Origin of the sequence: Actinomadura gamaensis, assembly GCF_042652125.1 — a bacterium.
GTDB lineage: Bacteria > Actinomycetota > Actinomycetes > Streptosporangiales > Streptosporangiaceae > Spirillospora > Spirillospora gamaensis.
Genome location: NZ_JBHSIT010000002.1, coordinates 938,404 through 953,381 on the forward strand (window position 1 = coordinate 938,404; position 14,978 = coordinate 953,381).

The window sequence follows — 14,978 nt, forward strand, 5'->3', positions numbered from 1 at the left end:
TCGTAGGGTCTCGTCGTCCGGGCGCGCGCCCGGTGCGCGCGCCCGGTTCGTGCGCCTACCGCGCCGAGCGCGTGTCCAGCTCCTCGTCGAGGATGTCGAACAGCTCCGCGGCCGACGCCGACTCCAGGTCGGCCTCGTCGGCCGCGGCCGGGCGGTGCGTTTCGGTCCATGCGGTGGTGAGGGCGCGCAGCCGTTCGGCCACGCGGTCGTAGTCGCCGGCTGCGGGGTGCGCCGACGTGAGGGCCGCTTCCAGGCGGGCCAGTTCCGTTTCCAGGACGGACGGCCCGGAGGCGGTCTCGCCGAGCTGTTCGTGCAGTTCGGCGGCTATGGCGGCCGGGGTCGGGTGGTCGAAGACCAGGGTCGCGGGCAGTTTCAGGCCGGTCGCGGCGCGCAGCGCGTTGCGGAGTTCGACGGCGGTGAGCGAGTCGAAGCCGAGCTCTTGGAACGGACGGTCCGGACGGATCGCGTCCGGGCTGTCGTGTCCGAGGACGGACGCGACGTGCGTGCGCACGAGGTCGCGCAGGATCCGGTCGCGTTCGGCCGGATCCGCGGTTTCGGTCAGCTTCCGGCGCAGTTCCGCTCCGCCGTCCCCGCTCGCGGCCGTCGCGGTCGCGCGGCGGCGGGGCATGCGGATCAGGCCGCGGAGCAGCGCGGGGAGGCCGTCTTCGGCTGAGGCTCGGGCGCGCAGGGCGGCGGCGTCCAGCCGGAACGGCGCGAGGGACGGTTCGTCGGTGCGAAGCGCGTCGTCCAGCAGGAGAAGGCCCTCGTCTCGCGCGAGCGCGGGGAGGCCGAGGCGGCGCATCCGTTCCAGGTCGGCGTCGCCCAGCTCGCCGAGGCCGGTGTCGGCGGCCCACAGTCCGAACGCCAGCGACGTCACGGGCAGGCCGAGGCCGTGCCGGTGCGCGGCGAGGCCGTCCAGGAAGACGTTCGCCGCCGCGTAGTTGCCCTGCCCGGCGGCGAGGACGAGCCCGCCGACCGAGGAGAACAGGACGAAGGCGCGCAGTTCGCGGTCGGCGGTGAGCTCGTGCAGGTTCCACGCGCCGTCCACCTTGGGCCGCAGGACGCGGTCCACACTGCCGGGCGTCAGGCCGCCGACCAGGGCGTTGTCCACGACGCCGGCCGCGTGGACGACCGTGTCGACCGGGTGGCGGGCCAGGACGGCGGCCAGCGCGGACCGGTCGGCGACGTCGCACGCCTCGACCGCGACGTCCGCGCCGTGCTCGGTGAGCTCGGCGCGCAGGTCGGCCGCGCCCGGGGCGTCCGGGCCGCGGCGGCTGGTGAGGACGAGCCGCCGCACGCCGTGGACGGTGACCAGGTGGCGGGCGACGATCGCGCCGAGGCCGCTCGTGCCGCCGGTGATCAGGACGGTCGCGTCCGGATGCCAGGGCGTCCGCTCCGCGACCACGGCGGAGGCCGGGACGCGGGTGAGGCGCGGAAGGTACGGCTCGCCCTCGCGGACGGCGATCTCCGGCTCGCCCGCCAGGACGACCGGTTCGGCGCCGGCGGTGTCCAGGTCGACGAGCGCGAACCGGCCGGGGTTCTCGGCCTCGGCCGCCCGGACCAGGCCCCAGATCGGCGCGTGCGCGAGATCGACGTCCTCGCCGCCGACCGAGACGGCGCGGCGCGTGACGACCGCGAGCCGCCCGTCGCCGTCCTCGGCGAGCCAGTCCTGGAGCTTCGCCAGGACGCGTGCCGTCAGCGCCCGGACGGCCTCCGGCGTCCCGCCCTCGGCCTGCGGGACGACGTACAGCTCGGGTTCGCGGTGCGGTTCGCCGGATGCCGCCGTCCATGTGACGCTGAACAGCGATTCGCGGTGCTCGGCGTCCTCCGGCTGGAGCTGCGCAGGCGACACCGGACGCGACACGAGCGTCCCCACGGACAGGACGGGCGCGCCCGTCTCGTCCGCGACGGACAGCTCCACGCCTTCACCGTCCACCCGCGCCATGCGGACGCGCAACGCGCCCGCGCCCGGCCGGTGCAGCGTGACGCCGTTCCAGGAGAAGGGGAGGTGCGGCGCTTCGCCGTCCTCCTCGATCAGGCCGCCGTGCATCGCGGCGTCGAGGAGCGCCGGGTGGACGCCGTACCGCTCGGGCTCGGCCCCTTCGGGCAGCGCGACCTCGGCGAACACCTCGCCGCCGCGCCGCCACGCCGCCCGCAGGCCCCGGAACACCGGGCCGTAGTCGTAACCGCGCGCGAGCAGCCGGTCGTACGCGCCGTCCACGGGCAGCGGCGTCGCGCCCTGCGGCGGCCACGCCGTCAGATCGGACGCGACGGCCGGTCCGCCCTGCTCGGCGAGGCTTCCGGTCGCGTTGCGGACCCAGGCGTCGTCGTCGGCGCTGGAGTAAATCTCGATCGTGCGGGCCCCGGACTCGTCCGGGCCGCCGACGACGACCCGGACGGCGACCGCGCCACCCGCTTCGGGGACGACGAGGGGCGCTTCGAGGGTCAGTTCGTCCACGGCGTCGCAGCCGACCTGCCGGGCGGCCCGCAGCGCCAGCTCGACCAGCCCTGTCCCGGGCAGCAGGACCGTGCCGAGGACGTCGTGGTCGGCCAGCCACGGCTGCGCGTCGAGCGAGAGGCGTCCGGTGAAGACGGCACCGCCCGTGTCCGGAAGCTGGACCATCGCGCCGAGCAGCGGATGCTCGACCGCGTCCAGCCCGGCGGAGCCGAGGCTCTCGGGGCCGGTCGTCCAGTACCGCCTGTGCTCGAACGGGTAGGTCGGCAGCAGGACGCGCCGCGCGCCGCGTCCGGCGAACACCGCGTCCCAGTCGACGGGAACGCCCGCGGTGAAGAGGCGTCCGATGCCGGTGAACAGGCTCGCGGTCTCCAGGCGGTCGCGGCGGAGCGTCGCCGCCAGGGTGCCCTCGACCGTCTGCTGCGCCATGGCGGTCAGGACGCCGTCCGGTCCGATCTCCAGGAAGTGGGTGACGCCCTGGTCGGCGACGTGCCGCACGTCGTCGGCGAAGCGCACGGCCTCCCGGACGTGCCGCACCCAGTACTCGGGCGTCCCCACATCCTTGGCGAGCCGGATCTTCGGCTCGTTGTAGGTGACCGACTCGGCGACGGCCCGGAAATCGTCCAGCATCGGATCCATCAGCGGCGAATGGAACGCGTGCGAAACGGTCAACCGAGTCTGCTTCCGGTCGGCGAACCGCTCCGCGATTTCGGCCACTGCGTTCTCGGCCCCACTGATGACCAGCGACGACGGGCTGTTGACGGCCGCGATCCCCACCTTGCCGGTGAGCAACGGGGTTACCTCGTCTTCGGTCGCCTGGATCGCGACCATCGCTCCCCCGGCCGGAAGCGCCTGCATCAAACGGCCCCGCGCGGTGATCAGCCGAGCCGCGTCTTCGAGACTCAGAACTCCCGCGACATGCGCAGCGGCCAGCTCACCGATCGAATGCCCGACCAAAAAGTCCGGACGAACACCCCACGACTCCACCAGGCGGAACAACGCCACTTCGAGAGCGAAGATCGCAGGCTGGGTGAACTCCGTCTGGTTCAGGCGTGCTTCGTCGCCCCAGATGACGTCCTTCAACGGCAGATCGAGAGCGCCGCAGACCTCGTCGAACGCGGACGCGAACACCGGAAAGACCTCGTACAGTTCGCGGCCCATCCCGACCCGCTGGCTGCCCTGGCCCGTGAACAGGAAGGCGAGCCGGCCGGGCCGGGCGACGCCGGTGACGGTCTCGCCGTCGACCATGACGGCGCGGTGTTCCAGGACGGCCCGTCCGGTGGCGGCGGAGTAGGCGACGTCGAGCGCGTCCCCGTCGCGCGCCGCCTCCGCGAAGCGCTCGATCTGGCGATCGAGGGCCTCGGCCGACGCGGCGGACGTCACCAGCGGGACGGCCGGAAGCTCGTGCCGTTCCGGAGCCGGAACCGGCTCCGGCTCCGGCGCCTCCTCGATGATCACGTGCGCGTTGGTGCCGCTGATGCCGAAGGACGAGACGCCCGCGCGGCGCGGACGGTCCGCGCGCGGCCATTCGCGGGCTTCCGTCAGCAGCTCGACGTGTCCCGCGTCCCAATCGACCTGCGGGGACGGCTCGTCCACGTGCAAAGTCTTCGGCAGGACGTCATGCCGCATCGCCTCGATGACCTTGATGATCCCCGCGACTCCGGCCGCGGCTTGGGTGTGGCCGATGTTCGACTTGATCGACCCGAGCCACAGCGGCTCGCCGCGGTCGCGATCGTTGCCGTATGTCGCCAGCAACGCCTGCGCCTCGATCGGGTCGCCGAGCGTCGTCCCCGTGCCGTGCGCCTCGACGGCGTCCACGTCCGAGGTGCGGAGGCCCGCGTTGGCCAGCGCCTGGAGAATGACACGCTGCTGGGACGGCCCGTTCGGCGCGGTCAACCCGTTGGACGCGCCGTCCTGGTTGATCGCCGACCCGCGCACGACCGCGAGCACGGGATGGCCGAGGCGACGCGCATCCGTCAGGCGCTCGACCACGAGCATCCCGACGCCCTCGCCCCAGCCCGTCCCGTCCGCGGACGCGGCGAACGACTTGCAGCGCCCGTCTGCGGCGAGCCCCCGCTGACGCGTGAACTCGATGAACGTTTCGGGCGTCGCCATCACGGTCACGCCTCCGGCCAGCGCCAACGTGCACTCGCCCGACCGCAGCGCCTGGATCGCCCAGTGCAGCGCGACCAGCGACGACGAGCACGCCGTGTCCACCGAGACGGCCGGGCCTTCCAGGCCGAGCGTGTAGGCGACGCGTCCGGAGACGATGCTGCCGTTACTGCCGCCGCCGTAGTCGTGGTACATCACTCCGGCGAACACGCCGGTCTGACTGCCCTTCAGGGTGTGCGGGTCGATGCCCGCGCGCTCCAGCGCCTCCCAGGACGCCTCCAGCAGCAGGCGCTGCTGCGGGTCCATGTCGCGGGCCTCGCGCGGGCTGATCCCGAAGAACGCGGCGTCGAACCCGGCCGCGTCATACAGGAATCCGCCCTGGTCGGTGAGGCTCGCGCCCGGCTCGACCTCCCAGCCGCGGCCGGTCGGGAAGCCGGCGATCCCGTCCGAACCGGACGCGACGAGCCGCCACAGGTCCTCGGGTGAGGTGACGCCGCCCGGGTAGCGGCAGGCCGTCGCGACGATCGCGATGGGCTCGTCGTCGTCCGGCCGCGCCGAGGCGGTGACGCGCGTCCGGGCGACCGATCCGGCGAGGGTGTCGCGGAGGTGGTCGGCGACGGCCCGCGCGGTCGGGAAGTCGAAGACGAGCGTGGCGGGCAGCTTGAGCCCCGTGTCGGCGTTCAGCGCGTTCCGCAGCTCGACGGCGGTGAGCGAGTCGAAGCCGAGGTCCTTGAAGGCGCGGTCGGGCTCGACGGCGTCCGCGGAGTCGTGGCCGAGCACGCTCGCGACCTGCGCGCGGACGAGGTCGAGCAGCGCCCGGTCCCGTCCGGCCGGGTCGAGGTCGGCGAGCCGGTCGAGCAGCGCCGACCCGCCGCCGCCGCCGTCGCGCCGGGCCGGGACGCGGACCAGCCCGCGCAACATCGCCGGGACGACCCCGGACGCGACCGCCTGCGCACGCAGCGCCGCCAGGTCGAGCCGGAGCGGGAGCAGCACCGGGCCTTCCGTCCGGACGGACGCGTCGAACGCGGCGAGCCCCTCCGGCACGGTCAGCGGCGGCGTGCCCGCGCGCGTGAGACGGCGGATTTCGGTCTCGTCCAGCCGATCGGCCATGCCGCCCGCGTCCGACCACGCGCCCCACGCCAGCGACCGGACGGGCAGTCCGAGCGCGCGCCGGTGCTCGGCGAGCGCGTCGAGCCAGGCGTTGGCGGCGGCGTAGTTGGCCTGTCCGGCCGAGCCGACCGTCCCGGCGAGCGAGGAGAACAGGACGAAAGCGCGCAGGCCGCGTCCGGCGGTGAGCTCGTGCAGGTTCCACGCCGCGTCCACCTTGGGGCGGAACACGGTGTCGAGCCGGTCCGCGGTGAGGGACGCGAGGACGCCGTCGTCCAGCACGCCGGCCGCGTGCACCACGGAGTCGATCTCGTACCGGTCGAGGAGCGCGGCGAGCGCGTCCCGGTCGGCGGCGTCGCAGGCCTCGATGACCACGTCCGCGCCGAGGGCGGTCAGGTCGGCGCGCAGCTCGTCGGCGCCGGGGGCGTCCGCGCCCCGCCGGCTGGTCAGGACCAGCCGGCGGACGCCGTGCTCCCCGGCCAGGTGCCGGGCCGTCAGCGCGCCCAGGCCGCTGAGACCGCCCGTGACGAGGACGGTCGTCCCCCACTCCGGAGCCGCGTCGCCGACCTCGGCGCGCGCCAGCCTCGGCACCCGGATCTCGCCGTCCCGGACGGCGATCTCGGGTTCGCCGGACGGCAGCTCGGCCGGAAGCCCCGCGTCGGCGTCCACGAGGACGAATCGGCCGGGACTCTCCGCCTCGGCGGCCCTGACCAGGCCCCAGACGGCGGCGTGGGCGAGGTTCGTGCCGTCGAGCGCGCCGTTCGTGACGACGATGAGCCTCTCGTCGTCGGGCACGTTCTGGACGGCGGCGAGGACTTCACCGGTGACCGCGCGTGCGGCGTCCGGGACGTTCCCCTCGTGGGACGGGACGTGCAGGACGGTCGTCCCATCGAGGGAGGCGAGGTCTGCGGTCGTCGGCGTCCACTCCGCGCGGAACAGCTGCGCGTCGGCGTCGCGGAGCTGAGCGGACGACACCGGCCGCGACACCAGGCCACCGACCTGCAACACCGGCTGACCGGTCTCGTCCGCGAGCCAGAGCCCGGTTCCCTCGCCGCTTCCGGGAGCGATCCGGACCCGCGCCCGGGACACGCCGGGCCGGTGAAGCACGACGTCGCTCCACGCGAACGGCAGATGCGTTTCGCCGTCATCGGGCTCGGCATCGAGCGCGTCATCGGGCTCGGCATCGAGCAGACCCGCGTGCATGGCGGCGTCCAGCAGCGCCGGATGCACGCCGAACCCGCCCGCGTCCGTTCCCTCGGGCAGGACGACCTCGGCGAACGTCTCGTCGCCGCGCCGCCAGGCGGCCCGGAGCCCCTGGAACACCGGCCCGTAGCCGTAGCCGCGTTCGATCAGCGACTCGTAGGCGCCGTCCACGTCGATCGGGGACGCGCCGGGCGGCGGCCAGGCGGCGAGGTCGAACGCGGGTGCGTCGGCGTGGGCGGCGAAGCGTCCGGTGGCGTTGCGTGTCCAGGGCTCGTCCGGGGTGCTCTCGTCGCGCGAGTAGACGGTGAACGTCCAGTCGGCCGTGTCGAGGACGACCTGGACGGCGACACCGCCGCGGTCGGGCAGGACGAGCGGGGCCTGAAGGGTCAGCTCGTCCAGCGCGGTGGCCCCGACCTGCTCCGCCGCGCGCAACGCGACTTCGACCAGGCCGGTGCCCGGCAGCAGGACCGTCCCGAGGACGTCGTGATCGGCGAGCCACGGATGCGAGTCGAGCCCGAGCCGTCCGGTGAGGACGAGCCCGTCCGAGTCCGGGAGCGCCACGACGGCCTTCAACAGCGGATGATCGACGCTCTGCTGCCCGGCCCCGGACACGTCCGCCGCGCCCTTCGGCTCCGTCCAGAACCGGCGCCGCTGGAAGGGATAGGTGGGCAGCTCGACGCGCTGGGCGCCCCGCCCCTCGAACACGGCATTCCAGTCAACGGCAACGCCTGCGGCGAAGAGCCGGCCGATGCCGACGAAAAGGCTCGCGGTCTCGTCGCGGTCGCGGCGCATCGTCGCGGCCATCGTGCCCTCGACCGTCTGCTGCGCCATCGCAGCCAGCACACCGTCCGGCCCGATCTCCAGGAAGCAGGTGACGCCTTCGTCAGCCAGGCGCTGCACGTCATCCGCGAACCGGACGGCCTCCCGGACATGCCGCACCCAGTACTCGGCCGATGCCACGTCCTTGACCAGGCGAACCTTCGGCTCGTGGTAGGTGACCGACTCGGCGACGGCCCGGAACTCGTCCAGCATCGGATCCATCAGCGGCGAATGGAACGCATGCGAAACGGTCAACCGCGTCTGCTTCCGGTCGGCGAACCGCCCGGCGATCGCGGCAACCGCGGCTTCGCCACCGCTGATGACCAGCGAGGACGAGCTGTTCACCGCCGCAATCCCCACCTGGTCATCAAGCAGCGACGCGACCTCATCCTCCGTCGCCTGAATCGCGACCATCGCGCCCCCGGCCAGAAGCGCCTGCATCAGCCGGCCCCGCGCCACGATCAACCGCGCCGCGTCCTCAAGGCTCAGAACACCGGCAACGTGCGCCGCAGCCAGCTCACCGATCGAATGCCCGACCAGGAAGTCCGGGCGGACACCCCACGACTCGACCAGGCGGAACAACGCCACTTCGAGCGCGAAGATCGCAGGCTGAGTGAACTCCGTCTGGTTCAAGCGGGTCTCGTCGCTCCAGATCACGTCCTTCAGAGGCAGGCCGAGCGCACCGCAGACCTCATCGAACGCGGACGCGAACACCGGGAACGTCTCGTACAGCTCCCGGCCCATCCCGACGCGCTGGCTGCCCTGGCCCGTGAACAGGAACGCCAGGCGACCTTCCTCGACCGAACCGGTCACCGTCTCCGGTCCCACGCGCACGGCGCGGTGTTCCAGTGCGGCGCGGCCGGTCGCGGCCGAGTACGCCACGTCGAGAGGGTCGCCGGTCAGGTCGGAAAGGCGAGCCAGTTGGACGTCCAGCGCTTCGCGCGTCTTCGCCGACGCCACCAGCGGGACGACCGGCAGTTCGCGGCGCGCGTCGGCGACGGGTTCGGAAGCCCGCGGCGGCTGCTCAAGGATCACGTGCGCGTTGGTGCCGCTGATCCCGAAGGACGACACGGCGGCCCGGCGCGGAGCCTCGCGCTCCGGCCAGTCCCGCGGCTCGGTCAGCAGCCGGACGTCACCGGCGTCCCAGTCGACCTGCGGCGTCGGCTCGTCCACGTGCAGGGTGCGGGGCAGGACGCCGTGCCGCATCGCCTCGACCATCTTGATCACACCGGCGACGCCGGCGGCGGCCTGCGTGTGGCCGAAGTTCGACTTGATCGAGCCGAGCCACAGCGGCTCGGCGCGGTCGCGGTCCCGCCCGTACGTGGCCAGCAGCGCCTGCGCTTCGATCGGGTCGCCGAGCGTCGTGCCCGTCCCGTGCGCCTCGACGGCGTCCACGTCCGACGCGGAGAGACCGGCGTTCGCGAGCGCGTGCCGGATGACGCGTTGCTGGGACGGCCCGTTCGGCGCGGTCAGACCGTTGGACGCACCGTCCTGGTTGATCGCCGACCCGCGGACGACAGCCAGCACCGGATGCCCGTTGCGGCGCGCGTCCGACAGGCGCTCGACCACGAGCATGCCCGCGCCCTCGCCCCAGCCGGTGCCGTCCGTCGAGGACGAGAACGACTTGCACCGGCCGTCCGGCGACAGGCCGCGCTGTTCGCTGAAGTCGATGAACGTGTCGGGGGTGGCCATGACGGTCACGCCGCCGACGAGCGCGAGCGAGCACTCGCCCGTCCGCAGCGCCTGCATGGCCCAGTGCAGCGCGACCAGGGACGACGAGCAGGCCGTGTCCACGGTGACCGCCGGGCCTTCGAGGCCGAGGGTGTAGGCGACGCGGCCCGAGACGATGCTTCCGGCCGCGTTCCCGCCGCCGTAGTCGTGGTACATGACTCCCGCGAACACGCCGGTCGGGCTGCCCTTGAGCGCGTGCGGATCGACTCCGGCGCGCTCCAGGGCCTCCCAGGAGACCTCCAGCAGGATGCGCTGCTGCGGGTCCATGTCGCGGGCCTCGCGCGGGCTGATGCCGAAGAAGTGCGCGTCGAACTCGGCGGCGTCGTGCAGGAAACCACCCGTCCGGACGTAGCTCTTGCCGGGTTTGCCGGGTTCGGGGTCGTAGATGCCCGCGATGTCCCAGCCCCGGTCGGACGGGAAGCCGGAGACCGCGTCCACGCCGTCGGCGACGAGCCGCCACAGCTCCTCCGGCGAGCGCGCACCGCCGGGGAACCGGCACGCCATCCCGACGATCACGATCGGGTCGGCGGCGTGGGCGTCGGCGACCGGAACCGCGGGCGCGACGGCCGGCACGACGTCCGTGCCGGACAGCTCGTCCAGCAGGTATCCGGCGAGGTCGTGGGCGGTCGGGTAGTCGAAGACGAGGGTGGCGGGCAGGCGCAGCCCGGTGGCGGCGCCGAGCAGGTTGCGCAGCTCGATCGCGGTGAGCGAGTCGAAGCCGAGGTCGCGGAAGGCGCGGTCGGGCCCGACGGACTCGGGTCCGGCGTGCCGCAGCACGGTCGCGGCCTGGGCGCGGACGAGGTCCAGCAGTTCGCCCGCACGTTCCTCGTCGGTCAGGCCCGCGAGGCGCCGCCGCAGGGCTCCGGTCGCGGACGCGGAAGCCGCGTCGACCGCGCGCCGCGAGCGTCCCTTGATCAGCCCGCGCAGCATCGGCGGCGGCGCGTCGAAGGACGCCGGGTCGAGCCGGACGGGGACGGGCGCGGGATCACCGGCGCGCGCCGCCGCGTCGAGCAGGGCGAGGCCGTCGTCTCGGGACAGGGCGCGCATGCCGGTCTGGGCGAGGCCGTCCGCCATGCCGTCCCCGGCCCACGGGCCCCACGCCGGCGAGAGCGCGGGCAGCCCGGAGGCGTGCCGGTGCAGGGCGAGCGCGTCGAGGAAGGCGTTCGCCGCCGCGTAGTTGCCCTGGCCGGGCGCGTTCAGGACGCCCGCGACCGACGAGAACGTCACGAACGCCGTCAGGTCGTGGTCGCGGGTGAGGTCGTGCAGGTGCCAGGCGGCGTCCACCTTCGGGCGGAAAACGGTGGCCAGGCGCGAGGGCGTGAGGGCGGTGACGACGCCGTCGTCCAGGACGCCCGCCGCGTGCACGACGCCGCCGAGGGAGCGGCCGTCGAGCAGCTGGGCGAGGGCGTCGCGGTCGGCGATGTCGCAGGCGACGACCTCGACGTCCGCGCCGAGCCGGGTCAGGTCCTCGACCAGCTCGACCGCGCCGGGCGCGGCCGTGCCCCGGCGGCCGGCGAGCAGCAGCCGCCAGACGCCGTGCTCGGTGACGAGGTGGCGCGCGACGGCCGCGCCGAGCGCGCCCGTCCCGCCGGTGATCAGGACGGTCCGGGACGCGTCCCACACGGGTGCGCCGTCCGAACCCGCGACCGCCCGGACGAGCCTCGGAACTTCCGCGGCTCCCCCGCGAATCCGCAGCTCGGGAGCGCCGTACCGGAGGACGTCGGCGACCGTTACGGACGCATCGGTGTCCGCCAGAACGAATCGTCCGGGATGTTCGCCCTCGGCGGCGCGCACCAGACCCCACACCGCCGCGTGGCCGAGGTCGGAACCGTCGGTCGCGCCGTCGGTGACGACGATCAGCCTGGTCTCGCGCTCCAGCGCGTCCCGGACGGCGGCCAGCGCGGCCTCGACGACCTCCCGAACGGCCGCCGGTCCCTCACCGGACGGTGCGCAGCGGTGAACGAGCACCTCGTCGTCCGAATCCGAGGAATCGGCCGCAGCCGGAACCCATTCGACGCGGAAAAGAGCGTCGAGATCGCGGTTCAGCGCGTCCGCCGTGACCGGACGCAGCGTCAGCGCCCCCACGGACGCGACGGGTCGCCCGGCGGCGTCGGCGAGCTCCAGCGAAACGGTGTCCTCGCCACGCATCCGCAGCCGTACTCGCGCGGCCGTCGCGCCCGAGGCGTGCAGAACCACGTCCGACCAGGTGAACGGCAGGACGGAGGCGTCCTCGTGCAGCAGGTCGAGGGCGTGCAGGGCGGCGTCCAGCAGGGCCGGGTGCAGGCCGAACCCCGCCGCCTCGACGCCCTCCGGAAGGGCGATCTCGGTGAACAGTTCCTCGCCGCGCTGCCATGCGGCGCGCAGCCCGTGGAACGAGGGGCCGTAGGAGAGACGGTCGTACAAGCCGTCCACGGGAAGGGGCGTCGCGTCACGCGGCGGCCATGCCTCCAGCGCAGCTCCGGCAGACGCGGGCTCGGGCGTCAGGACGCCTTCGGCGTGCAGGACCCACTCGCGGTCCAGCGGCGCGTCGTCGGCACGGGAGTAGATCGTCACGGCCCGGCGGCCGGACGCGTCGGCCCCGCCCACCGCGGCCTGCACCTGGACGCCGCCGTGCTCGGGCAGGACGAGCGGCGCGTGCAGCGTCAGCTCCTCGACGCCGCTGTAGCCGACCTCGTCGGCCGCGCGCACCGCGAGTTCCACGTACGCCGTCCCGGGCAGCAGCACAGAGCCCAGCACCACATGATCGGCGAGCCAGGCGTGCGCGCCCGCCGACAGCCGTCCGGTGAACACCACGCCGTCCGAGCCGGGCAGCGGGACCATCGCGCCCAGCAGCGGGTGGTCCGGCCGGTCCAGCCCGGCGGCGGACACGTCGCCGGAGCCGCCGCGCTTGTCCAGCCAGTAGCGGGCGCGCTGGAAGGGATAGGTGGGCAGATCGACGCGGCGCGCGCCGCGCCCGTCGAACACGCCGTCCCAGTCCACGGGCAGGCCCGCGGTGTGCAGGCGGCCGAGCGCGGTGAGCGCCGCGACGGGCTCGTCCTCGCGGCGGCGCAGCACCGGCACGAGGACGGCGGTGTCGGCCGTCGTGGTCAGGCATTGGCGGGCCATCGCGGTGAGCACGCCGTCCGGGCCGACCTCGACGTAGCGGGTGGCGCCTTCGCGTTCCAGCCGCGCCACGGCGTCGGCGAACCGGACCGTGCCGCGCACGTGGCGGACCCAGTGCTCGGGGTCGGTGACGTCACCGTCCGCGATCACCGGGACGGACGGCGCGGCGTAGGAGACGGACGCGGCGACGCGGCGGAAGTCCGCCAGCATCGGGTCCATGAGCGGCGAGTGGAAGGCGTGCGACACCGTGAGACGGTTCGTCCGGCGGTCGGCGAACCGCGCGACGACGGCCTCGACCGCGTCGTCCTCGCCGGACAGGACGACCGAGGTCGGGCCGTTGACGGCGGCGAGGTCCACGCCGTAGCCGAGCAGCGGGCGGACCTCGTCCTCGCGCGCCTCCACCGCGACCATCGCGCCGCCGGGCGGCAGCGCGCCCATGAGGCGGCCGCGCGCCGCGACGAGCCGGGCCGCGTCGTCCAGCGAGAACACTCCGGCGACATGCGCGGCGGCGAGCTCGCCGATCGAGTGCCCGGCGACCAGGTCCGGGCGGACGCCCCACGAGTCCAGCAGCCGGAACAGCGCGACCTCCAGCGCGAAGATCGCGGGCTGGGTGGTCTCGGTGCGGTTCAGCGCGTCCTCGCCGGCCCACATCGCGTCCCGGACGGACGCGCCGCCCGGCCCACTCACCTCGTCGAACCGCGCGCAGACCTCGTCGAAGGCGCGGGCGAACGCGGGGAACGCGGCGTGCAGGGCGCGGCCCATGCCGAGCCGCTGGCTGCCCTGGCCGGTGAACAGGAACGCGGTCAGGCCGGTCGCCCGGGCGGGGGCGTCCAGCGGCGCGCCGTCCGCGAGGGCGGTCAGGCCGTGGAGCAGTGCGGCGCGGTCGCGTCCGACGACGGCGGCGCGGTGGTCGAGCGCGGCGCGTCCCGTGGCGAGGGAGTACGCGACGTCCACCGGGTCGAGGTCCGGGTCGGCGCCCAGGCGGTCGGCGACGCGCCGGGCCTGGGCTCGCACCGCCGCCTCGGTGCGGGCGCCGAGCGGCAGCAGAACGGGCGCATCGGACACGACACGAGGCGCCACCGGCTCGCCGGTCTCCTCGGCGGCCTGCTCGATGATGACGTGCGCGTTGGTGCCGCTGACGCCGAAGGACGACACGGCGGCCCGGCGCGGACGGTCCACGGCGGGCCAGGCGCGGGCCTCGGTGAGCAACCGGACGTTCCCGGCGTCCCAGTCCACGGCCGAGGACGGCTCGTCCACGTGCAGGGTCGGCGGGAGCGAGCCGTGCCGGATCGCCTCGACCATCTTGATGATGCCCGCGACCCCGGCCGCGGCCTGCGTGTGCCCGATGTTCGACTTGACCGAGCCGAGCCACAGCGGCTCCTCGCGGTCCTTGCCGTAGGTGGCGAGCAGCGCCTGGACCTCGATCGGGTCGCCGAGGGTCGTGCCGGTGCCGTGGCCTTCGACGGCGTCCACGTCGGCGGGCGTCAGCCCGGCCGAGGCGAGGGCCTGGCCGATGACGCGGCGCTGGGACGGCCCGTTCGGCGCGGTCAGCCCGTTGGACGCGCCGTCCTGGTTGACCGCCGATCCGCGCACGACCGCGAGCACGCGGTGGCCGTTGCGGCGCGCGTCCGACAGCTTCTCCAGCAGCAGGACGCCCGCGCCCTCGCCCCAGCCGGTGCCGTCGGCGGACGCGGCGAACGAGCGGCAGCGGCCGTCCGGGGACAGTCCGCGCTGCTCGCTGAACTCGATGAACGTCTCGGGGGTCGCCATGACGCTGACGCCGCCCGCGAGCGCGAGGCCGCACTCCCCCGCGCGCAGCGCCTGGATCGCCCAGTGCAGCGCGACCAGCGACGACGAGCACGCGGTGTCAACGGTGACGGCCGGACCTTCGAGCCCGAGCGTGTAGGCGACACGACCCGAGACCAGGCTGCCGTCGCTGCTGGTCACGCCGTAGTCGTGGTACATCGCGCCCGCGAACACGCCGGTGCGGGAGCCGCGCAGCGCGACAGGATCGACGCCCGCGCGCTCCATCGCCTCCCAGACGACCTCCAGCATCAGGCGCTGCTGCGGGTCCATCGTGAGCGCCTCGCGCGGGCTGATCCCGAACGCGCCGGGGTCGAAGTCCCCCGCCTCGTACAGGAAGCCGCCGTCGCGGACGTAGCTCTTGCCGGGCCTGCCCGGCTCCGGGTCGTACAGCGCGGACAGGTCCCAGCCGCGGTCGGCGGGGAACGGGCCGATCGCGTCCCGGCCGCCCGCGACGAGCGACCAGAGGTCCTCGGGGGACGCGACGCCGCCGGGCAGCCGGCAGGCCGTCCCGATGATCGCGACGGGCTCGGCGGCCGCGTCGGCGGCGGCGCGCAGGCCCTCGTTGGTCCGGCGCAGCCGCTCGTTCTCCGCGAGGGAGCCGCGCAGCGCCTCGACGATCTCCTCGACCTTCGGTTCCACCGTC

Annotated in this window: 1 protein-coding gene; it reads right to left on the reverse strand. The window is 74.4% G+C overall.

The genetic code is table 11. The features are described from left to right. Positions 1 to 55: 55 nt before the first annotated feature. Positions 56 to 14,974 carry an SDR family NAD(P)-dependent oxidoreductase gene (locus ACFPCY_RS09780; RefSeq protein ID WP_378253491.1) on the reverse strand — a complete coding sequence of 4,973 codons (14,919 nt, stop codon included), beginning with the start codon at positions 14,972 to 14,974 and terminating at the stop codon, positions 56 to 58. Between the last annotated feature and the right edge of the window lie 4 nt (positions 14,975 to 14,978).